This window comes from Saccharothrix isguenensis, from assembly GCF_052936305.1.
On record NZ_CP193626.1, the window covers coordinates 6859166 to 6877853 of the forward strand.

Below are 18688 nucleotides of genomic sequence, written 5' to 3' on the forward strand. Positions count from 1 at the left end.
CTTCCCCTAGACCGACACCAAAGGCACGCACCACGTCACGCTCACGCCACGGCCGCCGGTCGACTCGACCTCGCACGAACCGTCCCACCTGGCCGCCCGCGCCGCCATGTTGACCAGGCCGCCGGTGTGCCTGCCGCGCCGGGGCGGCAGGCCGTCGCCGTCGTCCCGCACGACCAGCCGCAACCACGTCGCCGCGCGGTCCACCACCACCGCCACCTCGACCTTCGTCGCCGACGCGTGCCGGGCGGTGTTGGCCAGCGCCTCGCGCAGGGTGGCCAGCAGGTCCGGCCGCACCTGGTCGGGCACCACCGAGTCGATCGGCCCGTCCATGGTCAGCGACGGCTCGAAGCCGAGCAGCCGGGCCGACTCCTGCACCACCTTCAGCAGCTGCGCGCGGAGGTCGGCCGCGCCGGCGGGCGGTTCCTGCAAAGAGAAGATGGTGCGCCGGATCTCCCGGATGGTCTGGTCGACCTCGGTGACGAAGTCCGCCAGCCGCTGGGCCACCATCGGCTGCTCCACCAGCCCGTTCATGCTCTGCAACCCGAGGCCGAGTCCGAACAGCCGCTGCACCACCAGGTCGTGTAGGTCGCGGGCGATCCGGTCGCGGTCCTCCAGCACGGCCAGCCGCCGTCCCGCGCCGGTGGCCCGGGTGAACTCCAGGATCAGCGCGGCCTGCCGGGCGAACGACTCCACCAGCGCCACGTCGGAGGCGTCGAACGCCCGCTGGTCCCGGGCGCGCGCCACCACCAGCACGCCCAGCACCCGGTCGCCCGCGGCCAGCGGCACGAACACCACCGGGCCGATCCGGTCCTGGTCGGGCAGCCCGTCGAGCACCTTGGCCCGGCCGCTGTCGAACACCTCCCGGACCACCTCGCGCTCGCTCGACACGTCCTCGCCGTCCAGCACCCTGACCGACAGCTCGCCCTGCACGTCGGGCAACGCCAGCAGGGCGTTCACGCCGTCCGCCGCCAGCCGTGCGCGCACCGCGACCAGGCGCAGCGCGTCCCGGTCCGGGGTGCCGGCGAGCAGCGCGTTCGTCACCTCGTTGGACGCGCGCAGCCACACCTCGCGCTGCCGTGACTGCTCGTAGAGCCGGGCGTTCTCGATCGCGATGCCCGCCGCCGCGGCCACCGCCACCACGATCTCCTGGTCGGCGCGGGTGAAGTCGGCGCCGCCCTCCTTGTCGGTCAGGTAGAGGTTGCCGAACACCTCGCCGCGCACGTGCACCGGCACGCCGAGGAAGCCGGGCGAGGCCGGGTCGAACGCCGCCGTCACCGATCCGGGCTCGTCGGACTCGGTGTGGTGGGCGTCGCCGTAGGTGAACTCCAGCAGTTGCCGGTTCGGCCCGACCACGGCCAGCGCGCCGTACCGGGCGCCGACCAGGCTGCACGAGGACTCCACGATCCGGCGCAGGACGTCCGGCAGCGACAGGTCGCTGGCCAGGGACACGACCGCGGCCAGGAGCCGGTGCAGCCGTTCCTGCGAGACGATCACCTCGGCGGTCCGGTCGGTCAGTTCGCGCACCAGGCCGTCCAACCGCACCGCGGCGTTCGCGTCCGGGGATCCAGGCACCCGAGACCACCCTCCGGTTCGGAGGGTTCCGAGGTTAACGCGTCCTACTGGGGGATGCGACGGCCCGTGAGGACTTCCAGGTCGAGCACGAGGTAGCGGTCGTGGTCGCCGAAGCCGCGCGAGGCCAGCGGCAACTGCCGCAGCCGGACCAGCCCCGGCTCGTCGACGACCTCGGTGATGTGGCCTACCGCCATCACGGACCAGCCGTGGGACAGGTCGGACGCCACGTCGTCTATCTGGAACGCCACGATCGTGTCCCGGGCGACGAGGGTCGCGCTGCGGTCCGGCACGCGGAGCACGACGCACTCCCCGTCGAGCACGAACACGACGGGGTGCACCACCGGCAGCGCCTTGTCGGTGTAGACGAGGCGGCCGATGCCGGCCGTGTCGAACAGCTCCAGGCATTCCTCGCGGGAGAGGACCTGGAGCCCCGCGGAGTCGTACATCGCACCCCTTCGCGCCCCGGTCGCCGAACTGACACGTTCGGCGCTGTGATCGTCCTTGCCTAGAGTCGGAAGTCCCGGCTTCCTCGGCTTCCACCCGGATGGGGGATTTCCACCATGTCGTCACCCGATGTTCCCGCCTTTCTCCGACGCCTCGGTCTGGCCGAGGCCGAACCGCCGGGCGTGGCGGCGCTGACCCGGTTGCACCAGGCGTTCGTGGAGCGGGTGCCGTACGAGACGGTGGAGATCCAGCTCGGTCGGCTGACGTCGCTCGACCCGCGCGACTCGGTGGCGCGGGTGCTGTCCGGTCTCGGCGGGTACTGCTTCCACCTGAACGGGGCGTTGGCCGCGCTGCTGCGGGCGCTCGGCTACCGCGTGACCATGCACGCCGGCGGTGTGCAGCTGACGCGGGACGTCGAGCCGGTCATCAACCGGAACCACCTCGTGCTGACGATCCGGGACCTGCCGGGGTCCGACGACACCTGGCTGGTGGACGCCGGTCTGGGTTTCGGCCTGCACGCGCCGTTGCCGCTGCGGGAGGGCGCGTACCGGCAGGGTCCGTTCACGTTCGGGCTGCGGCCGTCGGTGGTCGCGCCGGGCGGGTGGCGGATGGAGCACGACGAGCGGGGCAGCTTCCTGGGCATGGACTTCGCACCCGAGCCCGTCACCGGCATGGACCACTTCGCCGACCGGCACCTGCACCTCTCCACCTCACCGGAGTCGGGGTTCGTCCGCACGTTCTGCGTGATGCGGGTGGACGGCGGGGGGCGGGACGTGCTGCGCGCGCTGACCCTGTCCCGGATCGGGGAGACCACGACCAGGACGCTGCTGGACCGCCCGGCCGACTGGTTCGCCGCGCTGGCCGACGTCTACGGCCTGGTGCTCCCCGCCGAGGACCGCGACCCGTTGTGGCGCAAAGCCGTGTCCCAGCACGAAGCGCGCTTCGCGGAGGCGACCGCTCAGACCGCCTAGTACTCGGTGAAGTGCCGCACGAACCCCTGGTAGAGCTGGGGTGCGAACCGCTGCAACGCCAGGTCGAGCATGGGGCCGCCGGTCTCGTCCGCCAGCAGGATCCAGTGGCCGTACATGTTCTTCGGAACGCTGCGGTAGGTGGCGGCGAACGCCTGCTTGTCCCTGGGCGCCAGGTGCATCCACAGCGACGGCTTGTCACCGGTCCGCGACAGCGCCACCGCGTGCAACTCGTACCACGGCACCGTCCACGATCCGCTCTTCTCCTCCCAACGCAGCCCGTGCGGCTCCACGACCAGCCGACGAGGCCGGGCGCGCCGCCGCCAGATGCCACCGCCGACCAGGCCGCCGAGCGCGACCAGCGGTCCGACCACCATGGCCGCCAGGTGGCCGTCGGAGTACGACAGGAACATCAGCAGGACGCCGAACGCGGTCAGCCCGAGCTGCACCGCGAGCGCGACCCGCCGCTCGGTCCGGTTGCCGAAGGGGATCGCGATCTCGTTCACGCGAGTCCCACGGACGTCGTGTCCTCCGGCGTCATCCGCCTACCCCCTCCACCAGTCGATCAGCCGCAGCGTAGGGGTCCAGCTCACCCGCCACGACCCGTTTGGCGAGGGTTTCGAGCGCGGACGCGCCGCGCAGGCCGCCGATGCGGGAACGCAGCCCCGCCAACGCGATCGCCTCGACCTCGCCGGCCGCCCTGGTCGCGCGCCTCCGCTCCAGCTCACCGCGTTCCGCCAGCCAGGCGTGGTGCGAGTCGATGGCGTCCACGACGTCGTCCAGGCCTTCGGAGCGCGAGGCGACCGTCTTCACCACGGGTGGCCGCCACAGGCCGCCCTCCCGGTCCCGGCGGCCCAGGGAGATCATGTGCTTGAGGTCGCGCGCGGTCTGGTCGGCGCCGTCGCGGTCGGCCTTGTTCACCACGAACACGTCCGCGATCTCCAGGATGCCCGCCTTCGCGGCCTGGATGCCGTCACCCATGCCGGGCGCGAGCAGCACCACCGTCGTGTCGGCCAGCGCGACCACCTCGACCTCGGACTGGCCCACCCCGACGGTCTCGACCAGCACCACGTCGCACCCGGCCGCGTCCAGCACTCTTAGCGCCTGCGGCGTGGCCCACGACAGCCCGCCCAGGTGACCTCTGGTGGCCATCGAGCGGATGAACACTCCGGGGTCGGTGGCGTGCTCGCCCATCCGCACCCGGTCGCCGAGCAGCGCGCCGCCGGAGAACGGCGACGACGGGTCCACGGCCAGCACGCCGACCCGTTCGCCCCGCGCGCGGTAGGCCGCGACGAGCGCCGACGTGGACGTGGACTTGCCCACGCCCGGAGCGCCGGTCAAGCCGATGACCTGGGCGTTCCCGCAGAACGGCGCCAGCGCCGCGGCCACCTCGCGCAGCTGCGGGCTGGCGTCCTCCACCAGCGAGATCAGCCTGGCGACCGCGCGCGGTTGTCCCTCACGCGCGCGGTCGACCAGTTCTGCTACGTCAACGGTGCGGGCCACACCTCTAGACCTTAGGGACGCGGACGATCAGGGCGTCACCCTGACCACCACCGCCGCACAGGGCAGCCGCGCCCACGCCGCCACCGCGGCGCTTCAGCTCCAGGGCGAGGTGCAGCGCGATCCGGGCGCCCGACATGCCGATCGGGTGACCGAGGGCGATCGCGCCGCCGTTGACGTTGACCTTGTCCTCGGCGATCCCGAGTTCACGCGTGGAGACGACGCCGACCGCGGCGAACGCCTCGTTGATCTCGACCAGGTCCAGGTCGGCCGGGTCGATGCCCTCCTTGGCGCACGCGGCCTTGATCGCGTTCGCGGGCTGCTCGTGCAGGCTCGCGTCCGGACCGGCCACCACGCCGTGCGCGCCGATCTCGGCCAGCCAGGTCAGGCCCAGCTCCTCGGCCTTGGCCTTGCTCATCACGACCACGGCCGCCGCGCCGTCGGAGATCTGCGACGCCGAGCCCGCGGTGATGGTGCCGTCCGGGGCGAACGCCGGGCGCAGCTTGGCCAGCGTCTCCACCGTCGTGTCGCCGCGCACGCCCTCGTCGGTCGAGAACAGCACCGGGTCGCCCTTGCGCTGCGGGATCGAGACGGGGGCGATCTCCTCGGCGAACACGCCGTTCCCGGCGGCCTGGGCGGCCAGCTGGTGCGAGCGGGCCGCGAACGCGTCCTGCTCCTCGCGGGTCAGGCCGTAGCGGGCGTTGAACTTCTCCGTGGAGGAGCCCATCGCGACCTGGTCGAACGCGCAGAACAGGCCGTCGTGCGCCATGTGGTCGATCATCGACACGTCGCCGTACTTGAACCCGCCGCGCGACTTCGGCAGCAGGTGCGGCGCCTGGGTCATCGACTCCTGGCCGCCTGCCACCACGACGTCGAACTCACCCGCCCGGATGAGCTGGTCGGCGAGCGCGATCGCGTCGATGCCGGAGAGGCACACCTTGTTGATCGTGAGCGCGGGCACGGTCATCGGGATGCCGGCGTTCGCCGCGGCCTGGCGCGCGGGGATCTGGCCGGCGCCCGCGGTGAGCACCTGGCCCATGATCACGTACTGCACCTGCTCGGGCGCGACGCCGGCCCGTTCCAGGGCGGCCTTGATCGCGACGCCACCGAGCTGGGCGCCGGAGAAGTCGTTCAACGATCCGAGCAGTCGCCCCATCGGGGTTCGGGCCCCGGCGACGATGACGGAACCGGACACAACAGCCTCCACAGCGGGTGTAAGCGAGTGTTAACACGCCACGATACCCAGTGTTACCGCGCGGTAGCCTGTGAGGCGTCGCACAGCAGGACCTGCACCGATTCGGTCATTACCCTTTCCTGCCATGGAAGAGATCCGAGCTTTCGTCACGGCCATCGACCACGTCGGGATCGCCGTGCCCGACCTCGACGCCGCCATCGCGCTGCACCGGGAGCACTTCGGTCTGGTCGTCTCGCACGAGGAGGTCAACGAGGAGCAGGGCGTGCGCGAAGCGATGATGCGCACGCCGGGCGACGACGGCACGGGCGCCGCCGTCCAGCTCCTCGCGCCGCTCACGCCGGAGTCGACCATCGCGAAGTTCATCGACCGGTCCGGGCCGGGGCTCCAGCAGCTCGCCTACCGCGTGTCCGATGTGGACGCCGCGTCCGAAGCACTGCGGGCCAAGGGGTTCCGACTCCTGTACGACTCGCCGCGGCGTGGTTCGGCCGACAGCCGGGTGAACTTCGTGCACCCCAAGGACGTGGGCGGCGTGCTGGTGGAACTGGTGGAGCCGGCCGCGTCCCGCTGAACACCCCCGAGCGGGGGTTCAGTCGAGCGCGGGGCGCCCCGGCACCGGCGGCCCCGGCCGTTCGAGCGCGGACGCCACGAAGGTCAGCTCCAGGTCCATCCGGTCGTCGTCCGGCGCGTGCCGGGCGACCGCGTGGCGGTAGCTGACCGCGAGCGCGAGCAGCGCGGCGGCGCTGTCCACGTCCTTCGCCGCCACCGCCGCCCCACCGGCCGCGATGATGACGTTGCGGATCTGCCGCACCACGGACCGGTAGCGCTCGTGCAGCGCGTCGCGGACCGCCGTGTGCGTGTCCGCCTCCCGCCACAGCAGGTGGCTGAGCAGCGGCGATGCGTTCAACCGGGCATCCAGCGCGGCGACGAGCCTGCGCAGGCTCTCCGCGATGTCGCCGACCACCACGACCCGGCGCGCGTCCACCGTGCCGTCCGGCAGGCGCTGCACGAGCGCCGCGAGCAGGTCGGCCTTGCGGCGGAAGTAGTAGTGCACGAGCCCTTTCGGCACCGCGGCGCGTTCGGCGATGCGCGAGGTCGGCGTGGCGTCGAAGCCCGACTCGGCGAACAACTCCTCGGCCGCTCGCAGGATCCGGTCACGGGCCGACGAGTCCTCTGCCAATGCTGCCTCCTGCGTTTGATTGCCGTGTTGGATTGCCGTGTTGGATTGCCGTGTTGGATTGCCGCTGCTCCGCAGGCGGCGGCTCGGTCGCCTGGAAGTCGACCGCTCGCGACCCATTTTCCGACGATCGAAAAGCGTGATCGTCGGAAAATGTGCCGCGAACGATCGACGCGACCTCGCGGGGGTGGTGCGAGCGGCCGATCCATCAGGGTGGGGTGGGCGGCCGATCCATCAGGGTGGGGTGGGCGGGCGATCCGCAGGGGTGGTGGGCGGGCGATCCGCGGGGGGTGGGGTGAGTGGGCTTCGGGTGCGGATGGGAGTCAGGCCGTTCCCGGAAGCCGGCCGCGGTGTGCCGCGTTCGCCAGCGGGAGCGCCATCGCGCCGGCCGCCGCGGTCAGCACGCCGCCTACCCACGAGACCCACGACGCGCCCGTCAGCTCGCTGTAGCCGATCACCCACGGGGAGATGAACAGCAGCGCGCCGAGGACGATCTGGAACCACTCGCCGTAGACCATCCCGGGCATCGCGAGCGACGCGAGGCCGTCGATGGCGATCAGCGCACCGAGCACGATCATCGTCCACATGGCGCCCGCGGTGGTCGCCACCACCAAGGGCGAGAGCAGAACGAGGGCGCCGATGACAACCTCGGCCCAGTCCTGCCACCTGGTCCACGCCTTTGCCATGACCTCTACCTCCGTCCTTCGACTGGAACACCTCCGATGGTCCGCTTGGTTGGCCGCCCGGTCAAGAAATCAGGGCGTCGAGATCGGCAACCGATCGGGCGAAAAGTCAGTGCGGTGCCTCACAGCTGTGGGTTCTGAATCGGTTACCCGTGGGTAACCTCCTGCCACCTGCGTGGACCTGGTGCCACCACATCCCTGCTCACCCCACCTGGGAGGGAACCTCGTGCAGAAGATCCTCGACGCGATCCTCGCCGACGAACTGGACGCGATCGGATCGCTGGACGTACCGGAGAGTTACCGGGGCGTGACGGTGCACGCCGACGAGGTGGCGATGTTCGAGGGGCAGGCCACCAAGGACAAGGATCCCCGCAAGTCGCTGCACGTCGACGAAGTCCCGACGCCCGAGCTCGGGCACGGCGAGGCGCTGGTGGCGGTGATGGCGAGCGCCATCAACTACAACACCGTGTGGACCTCGATCTTCGAGCCGATGCCGACGTTCGCGTTCCTGAAGAAGTACGGCGGCCGGCACGACCAGCCGTTCCACGTCGTCGGCTCCGACCTGGCCGGCGTGGTGCTGCGCACCGGTCCCGGCGTGACCTCGTGGAAGCCCGGCGACCGGGTGGTCGCGCACTGCCTCGACGTGCAGCTGGAGCACCCGGACGGGCACAGCGACACCATGCTCGACCCGGAGCAGCGGATCTGGGGCTTCGAGACCAACTACGGCGGCCTGGCCGAGATCGCGCTGGTCAAGGCCAACCAGCTGATGCCGATGCCGGCCCACCTGACGTGGGAGGAAGCGGCGTCACCCGGTCTGGTGAACTCCACCGCGTACCGGCAGCTCGTGTCGACCAACGGCGCGAACATGAAGCAGGGCGACACCGTGCTGATCTGGGGCGCGTCCGGCGGCCTCGGCTCGTACGCCACCCAGTTCGCGCTGAACGGCGGCGCGACCCCGGTGTGCGTCGTGTCGTCGCCGGAGAAGGCCGAGATCTGCCGCAAGATGGGCGCGGAGCTGATCATCGACCGCAGCGCCGAGGGCTACAAGTTCTGGAAGGACGAGCACGAGCAGGACGTCCGCGAGTGGAAGCGGCTCGGCGCGAAGATCCGCGAGCTGACCGGCGGGGACGACCCGGACATCGTGTTCGAGCACCCCGGCCGCGAGACGTTCGGCGCGTCGGTCTACGTGGCCCGCAAGGGCGGCACGATCGTGACCTGCGCGTCCACCAGCGGGTTCATGCACCAGTACGACAACCGGTACCTGTGGATGCACCTCAAGCGGATCATCGGCTCGCACTTCGCGAACTACCGCGAGGCGTGGGAGGCCAACCGGTTGGTCGCCAAGGGGAAGATCCACCCGACACTGTCCAAGGTGTACTCGTTGGAGGACACCGGACAGGCGGCGCACGACGTGCACCGCAACGCCCACCAGGGCAAGGTCGGCGTGCTGGCGCTGGCCCCGGAGGAAGGGCTCGGCGTCCGCGACCACGAGCGGCGTGCCGCGCACCTGGCCGGGATCAACCGATTCCGGGGCGTGTAAAGCGAAATCACCCTTGATGTGCGGCCGGCAGGTGCCGGCCGCACATCAAGAGCGGGTAGCGTGAGCGGCATGGGCCTCGCCGACGACCGTGACCTCGTCCCCCTGGGATCCGGCTTCGACATCGTCAAGCGCGGATACGACCGCGCCCAGGTCGAGGACCACCTGGAACGCCTCGACTCCGACCTGCGCCTGCTCGCGGCCGACCGCGACGCGGCGGTGTCGCAGACCAACGACCTGACCCGGCAGCTGGAAGCGGCCCGGTCGGAGATCGCGGAGCTGCGCGGGCAGGTGGAGCGGCTGTCGCTGCCCCCGACCACGCTGGAGGGGCTGAGCGAGCGCTTGCAGCGGATGCTGCGGCTCGCCCAGGACGAGGCGAACGAGATCAAGGCGCGGGCCGAGGCCGAGGGCGGGCACATCCGGGCCAAGGCCGAGGCCGACGCGGGGGTGCTGCGCACCCGGTACGAGAAGCTCATCGCGGAGCTCGACCAGCGGCGTGCCGACATGGAGGCCGAGCACCGGGGCGTGCTGGAGAAGGCGCGCGCCGAGGCCGACCGGGTCGTGGGTGAGGCGAAGGCCGAGGCCGAGCGGTTGGACGCGGAGTCGCTCCAGCGCCGGAACACGATCGAGGAAGACTTCGAGATCGCGATGGCGGCCCGACGGGTCGAGTCGATGAAGGTGCTGGCCGAGCAGGAGGCGTCGTCCAAGGGCGAGGCCGAGCGGCGGCTGCGCGAGGCGGCCGAGGAAGCGGCTCGGGTGCGGGCCCAGATCGCCCAGGAGCAGGCCGCTTCGAGCGCCGAGGCGCAGCGCCTGGTGCGCGAGGCCACCGAAGAGGCGAACCGCCGCCGCCACGACTCCATCAGCGAGGCCACCGCCCGCGTGCAGGAGGCGACGGACGAGGCGAACCGCCGAGTGCGCGAGGCCACCGAGGAGTCCAACCGCCGCGTCGCGCAGGCCACCCAGAAGGTCGACGCCCTCCGGCAACTCCGCAACCGCCTGTCGCAGCAGCTGCACGCCGTCCGCACCGCCCTGCACGACGTAACCCCCCTCCTGGACCCGCTGGCCGAAGAACACCCCGCCGGCACCCCCACCCCCGCCGGCACGCCCGCCCCCGCAGCCGGCCCCGCCACCCCGGCCGCTACCGCCCCGGACCCCGACAAGCCGACCCCGGACGGCCCCACCCAGAAGATCGCCCGCCCCAACCCCAGGGCCAACGCCGGCAAGCGCTGACCCCCGACGCCCGCGCCCCGCCGCGCGAGTTCACCGCTCAGGCACCGCGAGTCGCGCACTCGAGCACCGCGAACCACGCGTTCAAGCACCGCGAGTCGCGCACTTGAGCACCCCGAGTCCGCCGGCGAGGACGCCCGCCGTCACACGCCGGCGCGGTGACGCCAGTCCAGGACGGCCGAGGCGAACGCGTCCGGCACCTCCACCGGCGTCAGGTGCCCGGCCCCCGGCAACTCGACGTACTCCCCACGCCGCAGCACCTCGGCCAACTCCCGGGCCAACGCGGGCGGCGTGAGGGCGTCGTGCTCCCCCACCAGCACCAACGCCGGCACGTCCACCGACGCCAGCACCTCCGTCGAGTCGGGTCGCGCGGCCATCGCCCGCTGTGCCCAGGCCACCTCCGCCGGGTCCTGCCCGAGGATCGACTCCCGCACCCGCGCAGCCACCGCCGCGTCCGCCGCACGCCCGAGCAGCCCACCCACCACGGCGTCCGGCACCCATCCGACGCCCTCCGCCTCGACGCGTGCCGCCATCGTCAACCGGTTCGCCCGCGCCTCGTCCGTGTCCGCCCCGGCGCGCGTGTCGGCCAGCACCAGCCCGGCCACCCGCGACGGGTCCCGCCGCAGCACGGCCATCGCCACGTACCCGCCCATCGAGCACCCGCCGAGCACCGCCCGCTCGATCCCGCGCTCGTCCAGCACCCGCAGCACGTCGTCCGCAACGACCATCAGATCGGGTGAACGACCACCGCCACGCTGGTCCGGTGTGATGGGTTTCAGCAGGTCACGCACCCCATCCCACATGTGCGAGTCGAGGGGGAAGGCGTGCAGCAGGACTAGCGGCGCAGACTCCATACCCGGTTCCATACCCCGAATTGTCGGACCCCGTCTCTACCTTCGTCCCATGACCTCCAACCCGGGACCGGACGAGATCCGGACCGACCGCCTCCTGCTGAGGCGCGTCGGCCCGGCTGACGTGCGCTCCGCGATCGCCGTGAGACCGGGGAGGTCATCGGCTTCGGCGGCCTCCGCCACCACGAGCTGGACGGGGAGCCGACGTTGAACCTGTTCTACCGGTTCCGCCCTCGGCACTGGGGTCGCGGCTACGCACCGGAGATGGCACGCGCGGCCGTCGACTGGGCGAGCCGGGCCCGGCCGGGCCGTCCGGTGGTGATCATCACCGATCCCGACAACACGCCCTCCCAGCGCGTCGCGGAGAAGCTGGGCTTCGCGAACGTGGGCGACAGCACGATTGACGAGGGACCGGTGCAGGTCTGGCGGCGTCAGGAGGCCACGATGGTCACTTGACGGCGTTCGTGAGGGCCGGACCAGGTGCGCGGCAACGGCGTGGGCACCTCGGGCACGGCCGCGGACACGATCGCGTCCAGCACCTTGTCGGCGTGCCCGACCATGAGGTGCTTGGCGCCGGGGAAGTCGATCACGTCCGCGGTCGGGATGTCCGCGCCGAACCGCTGCCTGGCCTCGGCCGGCGGCAGGTAGGTGTCGAACTCGGGCACCAGGCACACCACGGGTTTGCCCGCACGCGCCCAGGCACGCAGGTGATCGGATTCGCTCCACCGCAGAGGAGGTGAGATCAGGACGGCGCCCTCGACTCTCGGGTCACACCCGTGCATGAGCGCGAGGTCGGTGCCGAACGACCAGCCCACGAGCCACACCGAGGGCAACCCTCGATCGGTCGCGAACGCCAAGGCGGCGGCGACATCCAGCCGCTCCCCCACGGCGTGGTCGAACGCGCCCTCGCTGCGCCCCGCCTCACTCACCGTGCCGCGCGTGTTGAACCGCAACACCGCCAAGCCGGCCAGCGCGGGCAGCCGCCACGCCGCCTTGCGGTAGAGGTGGGAGTCCATCATGCCGCCGTGCGTGGGCAACGGGTGCAGCAGCACGACGGTGGCCCTTGGGTCCCGGTCCGCCGGCAACGCCAGCTCGCCGACCAGCGCGAGCCCGTCGTCGGTCCGCAACGTCACCGCTTCCCGGCGTGCCGGGAGCACGGTGTCGGCTTTGATCCGGACTTCGTCAGCCACGACGACATCCTGCCGGCCGCCGTATCGCGCCAGCGGCACGGGAGCCAGGAGGCAGCACGGGAGCCAGGAGGCAGGAGGGCGAGAAGGCCGGATGCGCGGGGCACGCCAGTCAGTCCGCACCCGCAGGACGCACGCCGGCCAGTCGGACGTGCACGGCAGTCCGCACAGGCTGGGCAGGCCGCATGCACCGGGCGGACCGGGCAATCCGCGCACGCGCAGGCGGGCTGGCCTTCGGGACAGGCACGTCGCGCATGCGGGCACTCAGCCGCAGCAGCACAGCGGTGAGCACGCAGCGTCACCAACGACGGGACGTGGGGCCTCTCCGGCCGCGTGACGACCAGCAGCCCTGGTGCCAGTGGCGGCGGTCTTCGACCGAGCCGTGGTCGGAGGCGGGCCAGGCGACGACGTGCGGGGTGCCGGGGCGGATCTCGTGGTCGCAGCCGGGGCAGCGGTAGGTCTTGGTGGTGGCGGCGCCGGAGACGGTGCGCACCAGCCACTCGCCGTCCGGGCCGCTCTCCGCGCGCGCCCAGCCGTGTCCACCGATGGGTGACGGCTCGTCGGGGCGGTTCGGGCGGTTGCGGCGGGGCACGGGTAGCGAGGGTATCCGGGCTCGCCGTGGGTGATCCCCTACGGTCCACGGGGTGAGCAAGTCGCGACGGGTCATATTAACCCTGCTTCTGATGGTCGAAATGGCCGTGACGCTGCTGCCGGTGGTGCGAGGACTGCTGATCGAACCGTCGGCGACGGACGTTTCGCCTGGTGGTCGGGTCCACCCGGTGATCCACGAGGACGACGTGCCGATCGGTCAGCCGGCCGGGCTCCGGCAGGGCGTGCTGCTCGCCACGACGATGTTGATGCTGGTCACAGCAGCGTCCGCACTGGCGACGGCGTGGTTGCGACCAAAGGCGCGGACGTGGACGGTGACGTTCACCGGCACCCACGTGGCCGCCGCAGGTCTGGGATGGGTCCACGGCCTGCCGGTGATGACGCTGCTCGCGGCAGTGTCCGCTGTTGGGGTGCCCTTGCTGGTGCTGTCCCCGTCGCGACGGGGAGAATGAGGGACGTGCCCACCTACGAGTTCCGTTGCAAGGCGTGCGGGTCGACCTTCGACGTGAAGCGGTCGATGAGCGAAGCCTCCGCACCCGCACCGTGCCCGAACGGCCACGGCGACACCGTGAAGCTGCTGTCCATGGTCGGTCTCGGCGGCAAAGCCGACGCGCCCGCCGGCGGCGGGAACGGTGGCGGCGGGTGCTGCGGCGGCGGCTGCTGCGGCTGACCAGCCCTCCCACCGCGTCCTTCCACCGGCCCCTCAGGGCCGGCAGAAGGCCCGAAGCCGGCAGGGTCCCTCCCGGGCTGCGACCCTCCCGAGCCCATAGAGCCCTTGGGCGGCCCAGGCCGTCAGCCGGCGGGGCCGACCGTCAACTGCCGGGTCAGCCGGTGGGTTCCTTCGACAACAGGACCTCGGCCACCTTCTTGCCCTGGTCGCAGATGGCGCCGAACCGGGCCGAGCCGTCGATCACGATGATCCCGATGCCGCCCCCGGCGTAGTCCATCACCAGCACGCACGACGGCTGCACCGACGTGTCCGTGGTCCGGTCGAAGTACGTCACCTTCCGGTCCGCCAAGTCGAACTCGCCGTTGCTCTGCTCCAGCGTGATCGGCCTTCCCTCGCGGAACCTGAGGGTGACGCCCACGTCCAGCGATTCGACCGACGTCTGCCACTTGCACGACTGGTCGAACGACGTGTCGTACCCGGTGTCGGTGGGCTCAGCGCCCTTGTCGGGCACCTCGTACGGCAAGTCCTTCCACCCGATCAACGAGCAGATGTCGCCCACTGCCGACGGCTCGCCCGAAGGCGACGGCTTCGGCTTGGTGGACGACTTGCCGGACCCCGTCGGCGTGGGCTTGGTCGAGGTGAACGGCGGGTCTACGTCGAGCACCTGTTCCGCCACCGGAGTCCCGTTGACCGTGTACGCGCAAGCGCTCGTCAGACCGAACGCCACCACCAGGAGCGAGATCACCACACGCCGCATGGTGCCCACGATGCCAAACGCCGATTCACGCCACTCCATCAGGCCGCGTAACCGGCCCTCAGACCGAGTAGTCGCGGAAGCCCTTGCCGGTCTTGCGCCCCAGCCTCCCGGCCTTCACCAGGTGCTCCAACAACGGCGCGGGGGCGAAGCCTGCTTCACGGAACTCCAGGTAGAGCGTCCGCTCGATCGCCAGCGACACGTCCAGCCCCACCACGTCCAGCAGTTCGAACGGCCCCATCGGCAGCGAGCAGCCGACCTTCATCGCGTTGTCGATGTCGTCGGCCACCGCGTAGTGCGCCTCCAGCATCTTCACCGCGTCGTTCAGGTACGGGAACAGCAGCGCGTTGACGATGAACCCGGCCCGGTCGCCGCAGTGCACCGGCACCTTGCCCAGGTCCAGGCACACCCGCCGGGCGGTGGCCACGACGTCGGCCGACGTGGAGATCGTCTCCACCACCTCGACCAGCTTCATCACCTGCGCCGGGTTGAAGAAGTGCAGGCCGACCACGTCACCGGGCCGCGCGGTGGCGGCGGCGCACTCGATCACGGGCAGCGACGACGTCGTGGTCGCCAGCACGGCACCCGGCTTGCACACCTCGTCCAAGGCCTCGAACACGGCCTTCTTGACCGACAGCTCCTCGGCCACCGCCTCGACCACCAGGTCGCAGTCGGCCAGGTCCGAGAACTCCACGGCGGGCGTGATCCGGGCCAGCGACGCATCACGGTCGTCCGCGGCGAGCTTGCCCCGTGACACCGCCTTGTCCAACGACTTGCCCACCTTGGCCACGGCGGCGGCAGCCTTCTCGGACGACCGCGCCCGCAGCACCACGTCGTACCCGCGCTTGGCGAACACCTCGACGATGCCGGTGGCCATGGTCCCGGTGCCGATCACGCCGACCCGCTGGACCTCACGAGCGGGCACGCCTTCCGCCGCGGCCACCGGCGTGTGCACGTCCGGCACGACGACAGGTGAGTCGGGCGCGTCGTAGGTGTAGAAGCCGCGCCCGCTCTTCCGGCCCAGCAGCCCCGCCGTGATCATCTGCTTGAGCAACGGCGCGGGCGCGTGCAGGCGGTTGCGCGACTGGTGGTACATCGTGTCGAGGATCTCGTACGCGGTGTCCAACCCGATCAGGTCGAGCAGCGCCAGCGGGCCCATCGGGTAGCCGCAGCCGTACCGCATGGCCGCGTCGAGGTCCTCCCTCGTCGCGTAACGGGATTCGTACATCCGGACCGCGTGGTTCAGGTACCCGAACAGCAGCGCGTTGGCGATGAACCCGGCCCGGTCGCCGATCACGACCGGCGTCTTGCCCAGCCCTTCGACGAACGCGACCACGTCGGTCACCACGTCCGGCTCGGTGACGACCGTCCGGATCACCTCGACGAGCTTCAACACCGGCGTGGGGTTGAAGAAGTGCATGCCGACGACCTTGCCCGGCCGTCCGGTGTGGACACCGATCTCGGTGATCGACAACGACGACGTGTTGGACGCGAACACCGCGTCGGGGCCGCAGATCCGGTCCAGCTCGGTGAACACCTCGGCCTTGAGCTCCATCCGCTCCGGCACCGCCTCGATCACGAGGTCGGCGCCGGCCAACGCGTCCAGCGACGTGGCGTAGGAGATGCGCGCCAACGTGGCGTCCCGCTCCTCCGCGGACAGCTTCCCGCCCGCCACGGCGCGGTCCGTCGAGTGGGTCAGGTGACCGCGTCCGCGGTCCAGGGCGGACTCGTCCACGTCCACGGCCACGACAGTGACGCCGGTCCGGGCAAGCACCTCGGCGATACCGGCGCCCATGGTGCCGAGACCGACGATTCCGACCGTGTTGAACTGGCGCGTCACTGTGTACCTCCCACTCACCGGAGTGGCTACCGGACGGTAACTTGTCGCGACTATCCCACGGCCGTCACGCGTCGTTCGCGTGAGCTTCACCATCGGTATCGTGCAAGTAATCGGTCCAGGGACGTCTCAACAGCTCATTCGTCGAACCGCCGCGCGGCCAGTTCCTCCACCCTCCGCACGGCCTCGGCAGCGTCGGCCCCACTGGCCACGACCTCGATCCGGGCACCACCGGGCGCGCCCAAACCCATCAACGCCAACACGCTCTTGGCGTCCGCCTCCTCGTCCCCGAACCGGACCACCACCGTGGCGTCCAACGCGTCCAACGCCCGGGCCACCAACGCCGCCGGCCGGGCGTGCAGCCCGACGGAGTTCGTCAGCGCGACCTCCGCCCGGACCGACTCCCCGTCCTCGGCCCCAGCCCCAGCCCCAGCGGAAGCAGAAGCAGAAGCAGCCGAAGCAGCAGCAGCCGCCACCTCCGACAACCCGGCGCCACCCTGCGCGCGAACGGCAGCGGCCACGGCACCCTCGACCAACGGCGCGTCCACGACGACCACCGACCCGACAGCCTCTTCAGCGGCCATGTCAGCGACCATCTTGGCGCTACCGAGATCGAACAGGACGACCACACCGGCACCCGAATCGGCCTGCGCGATGGCCTCCCCCACCGCCGCGTAGTCCGTCCCCAAGCCACCCGAACCATCGCCACCGGAAGGCACGATCTTCACCGAGGGCGCCATCTGCCCGGCCAGCTCTGCCACGCCCGACGCCAACTGCCGGCTGTGCGACACCACCACCAGCCCGATCACCGCACCCTCCCCGCCAGCGTCCTCAACAGCAACGACGTCGACCGCGCCCCCGGATCGAGGTGCCCGGCGCTGCGCTCGCCCAGGTACGACGCACGCCCCTTCCGGGCCACCAGCGGCACCGTGGAGTCGGCGCCCAGCTCCGCCGCGTCGGCCGCCGCCGACAACACCTCGGCCACCCCGCCGCCACTGCCCGCCGCGGACTCGGCAGCAGCCACCGCAGGCGTGAGGGCGTCGACCATCGTCTTGTCCCCCACCTCGGCCTTGCCCCGCGCCACAACGCCGTCCAGCGCGGCCCGCAGCGCCTCCGCGACCGCCACACCGTCCAGCGACGCGACATCACCGACCGACGTGGCCGCACGCAGGAACGCCGTCCCGTAGAGCGGCCCGGCAGCGCCGCCGACCGTCGAGATCAAGGTGGTCGCCGCCAACCTCAGCACCCCACCCGGCGACGCGGGGGCCTCACCGTCCAGTTTGGACGCCAACGCGGTGAACCCGCGGGCCATGTTCTCGCCGTGGTCGCCGTCGCCGATCTCCCGGTCCAACCGCAGCAGCTCGTCGCGGTGCTCCACCACGACCGCCGCCACCGCCCGCATCGCCTCGGCGAGGGTCTCCGCCGTGCACTCCATCAGACACCCCACCGCAGCGCCGGGGTGTGCACGGGCGCGTCCCACAGCTCGACCATCTCGTCGTCCAGCTTCAACAAGGTCAGGCTCATGCCCTGCATCTCCAGGCTCGTGACGTACGGACCGACCAGCCGCCGCTCCACCGTGATCCCCCGTTCCGCGAGGAGCCGTTCCGCGATCCCGTGCGCCAGGTACAACTCGATCAGCGGCGTCCCACCCATCCCGTTCGTGAACAGCAGGACCCGGTCCCCGTCCCCGAACGGCAGGTCCTCCAGGATCGGGTCCAGCAGAGCGGGCACCAGCTGCTCCGCCGTCCCCACCTTCACCCGCTGACGACCGGGCTCACCGTGGATGCCGATGCCCAGCTCCATCTCGTCGTCGGCCAGCGTGAACGACGGCTCGCCCGCGTGCGGGACGGTGCACGCCTCCAACGCCAGCCCCATCGACCGGACCCGCGAGACGACCCGCCGCGCCAGCGCCTCACACCCGTCGAGGTCGACCCCGCGTTCCGCCGCGGCCCCGACGATCTTCTCCACCAGGACGGTCCCACCCACACCGCGCCGACCGGCGGTGAACAGCGAGTCCTTGACCGCGACGTCGTCATCTATCACGACGGTGCGGACGTCGACGCCGTCCGCACCGGCCAACTCTGCGGCGGTCTCGAAGTTCAGCACGTCACCGGTGTAGTTCTTCACGATCAACAACGCCCCCGCGCCGCCGTCGGTGCGCGTCACGGCCGCCGCGACCTGGTCAGGCGTAGGGGAGGTGAACACGGCTCCGGGACAGGCAGCGTCGAGCATCCCGCGCCCGACGAACCCGCCGTGCAACGGCTCGTGCCCCGACCCGCCGCCGGAGATCAGAGCCACCTTGCGAGGCACCGGAGCATCCGCCCGAACCACCACCGCCGGTTCGTACTGGATGTCCAGCAGGTCCGCGTGCGCGAGCGCCATCCCGCGCAACGCGTCCACCACCACTGTCGCCGGATCGTTGATGATCTTCTTCACGGGTGACCTCCCGATCGACGCTGATCACCCCATTACTACTCCAC

Annotated in this window: 22 protein-coding genes; 7 read left to right on the plus strand and 15 right to left on the minus strand. The window is 71.3% G+C overall.

Going from position 1 to position 18688, the window contains the following annotated elements; genetic code table 11:
- Positions 1-6: 6 nt before the first annotated feature.
- Both ACRAKI_RS30790 and ACRAKI_RS30795 read right to left on the minus strand, forming a co-directional pair.
- Positions 7-1572: a sensor histidine kinase gene (locus ACRAKI_RS30790; protein WP_447003989.1), complete on the minus strand. Its 1566-nt coding sequence runs from the start codon at positions 1570-1572 to the stop codon at positions 7-9.
- Between the two features lie 44 nt (positions 1573-1616).
- On the minus strand, positions 1617-2018 hold the full coding sequence (locus ACRAKI_RS30795; RefSeq protein WP_447003990.1) for a pyridoxamine 5'-phosphate oxidase family protein: 402 nt from the start codon (positions 2016-2018) through the stop codon (positions 1617-1619).
- Between the two features lie 114 nt (positions 2019-2132).
- Here ACRAKI_RS30795 and ACRAKI_RS30800 point away from each other — a divergent pair, with 114 nt between their 5' ends.
- Positions 2133-2987, plus strand: a complete 855-nt coding sequence (locus ACRAKI_RS30800) for an arylamine N-acetyltransferase family protein (RefSeq protein ID WP_447003991.1) — start codon at positions 2133-2135, stop codon at positions 2985-2987.
- Here ACRAKI_RS30800 and ACRAKI_RS30805 read toward each other — a convergent pair.
- From ACRAKI_RS30805 to ACRAKI_RS30815, 3 genes are read right to left on the minus strand one after another with little or no spacing between them, the layout of a single operon-like run.
- The gene (locus ACRAKI_RS30805; RefSeq protein ID WP_447003992.1) at positions 2984-3490 is read right to left on the minus strand and encodes a hypothetical protein; all 507 of its coding nucleotides are present in this window, start codon (positions 3488-3490) and stop codon (positions 2984-2986) included. The genes ACRAKI_RS30800 and ACRAKI_RS30805 overlap by 4 nt on opposite strands.
- A 31-nt stretch (positions 3491-3521) precedes the next feature.
- Positions 3522-4487 (minus strand): methylmalonyl Co-A mutase-associated GTPase MeaB, encoded by a 966-nt coding sequence (gene meaB / locus ACRAKI_RS30810; protein WP_447003993.1) that lies wholly within the window; start codon positions 4485-4487, stop codon positions 3522-3524.
- Positions 4488-4491: 4 nt separating this feature from the next.
- Positions 4492-5679: an acetyl-CoA C-acetyltransferase gene (locus ACRAKI_RS30815; protein ID WP_447003994.1), complete on the minus strand. Its 1188-nt coding sequence runs from the start codon at positions 5677-5679 to the stop codon at positions 4492-4494.
- A 124-nt stretch (positions 5680-5803) separates the two neighbouring features.
- Here ACRAKI_RS30815 and mce point away from each other — a divergent pair, with 124 nt between their 5' ends.
- Complete coding sequence (gene mce, locus ACRAKI_RS30820) at positions 5804-6247, plus strand: methylmalonyl-CoA epimerase (RefSeq protein WP_447003995.1); 444 nt, start codon at positions 5804-5806, stop codon at positions 6245-6247.
- Between the two features lie 18 nt (positions 6248-6265).
- Here mce and ACRAKI_RS30825 read toward each other — a convergent pair whose 3' ends face one another.
- Both ACRAKI_RS30825 and ACRAKI_RS30830 read right to left on the minus strand, forming a co-directional pair.
- On the minus strand, positions 6266-6856 hold the full coding sequence (locus ACRAKI_RS30825) for a TetR/AcrR family transcriptional regulator (RefSeq protein WP_447003996.1): 591 nt from the start codon (positions 6854-6856) through the stop codon (positions 6266-6268).
- 320 nt (positions 6857-7176) lie between these two features.
- Positions 7177-7539 carry an SPW repeat protein gene (locus tag ACRAKI_RS30830; RefSeq protein WP_447003997.1) on the minus strand — a complete coding sequence of 121 codons (363 nt, stop codon included), beginning with the start codon at positions 7537-7539 and terminating at the stop codon, positions 7177-7179.
- Positions 7540-7762: 223 nt separating this feature from the next.
- Between ACRAKI_RS30830 and ccrA the strand changes: the two genes are divergently transcribed.
- Together ccrA and ACRAKI_RS30840 are read left to right on the plus strand one after the other, a co-directional pair.
- The gene (ccrA, locus tag ACRAKI_RS30835; protein WP_447003998.1) at positions 7763-9076 is read left to right on the plus strand and encodes a crotonyl-CoA carboxylase/reductase; all 1314 of its coding nucleotides are present in this window, start codon (positions 7763-7765) and stop codon (positions 9074-9076) included.
- Between the two features lie 69 nt (positions 9077-9145).
- A complete protein-coding gene (locus ACRAKI_RS30840; RefSeq protein ID WP_447003999.1) occupies positions 9146-10303 on the plus strand; it encodes a chromosome segregation protein in 1158 nt (385 codons plus the stop codon).
- A 140-nt stretch (positions 10304-10443) separates the two neighbouring features.
- On the opposite strand, the gene ACRAKI_RS30845 is transcribed toward ACRAKI_RS30840, so the two are convergent.
- Positions 10444-11154, minus strand: a complete 711-nt coding sequence (locus ACRAKI_RS30845; protein WP_447004000.1) for an alpha/beta fold hydrolase — start codon at positions 11152-11154, stop codon at positions 10444-10446.
- 186 nt (positions 11155-11340) lie between these two features.
- On the opposite strand from ACRAKI_RS30845, the gene ACRAKI_RS30850 reads away from it, so the two are divergent.
- Entirely contained in the window at positions 11341-11607 is a 267-nt protein-coding gene (locus tag ACRAKI_RS30850; protein ID WP_447008564.1) for a GNAT family N-acetyltransferase, read from the plus strand.
- Here ACRAKI_RS30850 and ACRAKI_RS30855 read toward each other — a convergent pair.
- Together ACRAKI_RS30855 and ACRAKI_RS30860 are read right to left on the minus strand one after the other, a co-directional pair.
- Positions 11583-12341: an alpha/beta hydrolase gene (locus tag ACRAKI_RS30855; protein ID WP_447004001.1), complete on the minus strand. Its 759-nt coding sequence runs from the start codon at positions 12339-12341 to the stop codon at positions 11583-11585. The genes ACRAKI_RS30850 and ACRAKI_RS30855 overlap by 25 nt on opposite strands.
- A gap of 295 nt (positions 12342-12636) precedes the next feature.
- A complete protein-coding gene (locus ACRAKI_RS30860; protein ID WP_447004002.1) occupies positions 12637-12930 on the minus strand; it encodes a hypothetical protein in 294 nt (97 codons plus the stop codon).
- Positions 12931-12982: 52 nt separating this feature from the next.
- Here ACRAKI_RS30860 and ACRAKI_RS30865 point away from each other — a divergent pair, with 52 nt between their 5' ends.
- Positions 12983-13399 carry a hypothetical protein gene (locus ACRAKI_RS30865; protein ID WP_447004003.1) on the plus strand — a complete coding sequence of 139 codons (417 nt, stop codon included), beginning with the start codon at positions 12983-12985 and terminating at the stop codon, positions 13397-13399.
- Between the two features lie 5 nt (positions 13400-13404).
- Positions 13405-13617 (plus strand): FmdB family zinc ribbon protein, encoded by a 213-nt coding sequence (locus ACRAKI_RS30870; protein WP_447004004.1) that lies wholly within the window; start codon positions 13405-13407, stop codon positions 13615-13617.
- Between the two features lie 154 nt (positions 13618-13771).
- Here ACRAKI_RS30870 and ACRAKI_RS30875 read toward each other — a convergent pair whose 3' ends face one another.
- From ACRAKI_RS30875 to dhaK, 5 genes are all read right to left on the minus strand, one after another.
- The gene (locus ACRAKI_RS30875; protein ID WP_447004005.1) at positions 13772-14374 is read right to left on the minus strand and encodes a DUF3558 family protein; all 603 of its coding nucleotides are present in this window, start codon (positions 14372-14374) and stop codon (positions 13772-13774) included.
- Between the two features lie 58 nt (positions 14375-14432).
- Complete coding sequence (locus ACRAKI_RS30880; protein WP_447004006.1) at positions 14433-16211, minus strand: 3-hydroxyacyl-CoA dehydrogenase family protein; 1779 nt, start codon at positions 16209-16211, stop codon at positions 14433-14435.
- Between the two features lie 134 nt (positions 16212-16345).
- Positions 16346-17017, minus strand: a complete 672-nt coding sequence (gene dhaM, locus ACRAKI_RS30885; RefSeq protein ID WP_447004007.1) for a dihydroxyacetone kinase phosphoryl donor subunit DhaM — start codon at positions 17015-17017, stop codon at positions 16346-16348.
- Positions 17014-17643: a dihydroxyacetone kinase subunit DhaL gene (dhaL, locus tag ACRAKI_RS30890; protein ID WP_447004008.1), complete on the minus strand. Its 630-nt coding sequence runs from the start codon at positions 17641-17643 to the stop codon at positions 17014-17016. Before dhaL ends, dhaM begins: the two co-directional genes overlap by 4 nt.
- Positions 17643-18644: a dihydroxyacetone kinase subunit DhaK gene (gene dhaK, locus ACRAKI_RS30895; RefSeq protein WP_447004009.1), complete on the minus strand. Its 1002-nt coding sequence runs from the start codon at positions 18642-18644 to the stop codon at positions 17643-17645. The genes dhaL and dhaK overlap by 1 nt, the downstream gene beginning before the upstream one ends.
- Positions 18645-18688: the final 44 nt, after the last annotated feature.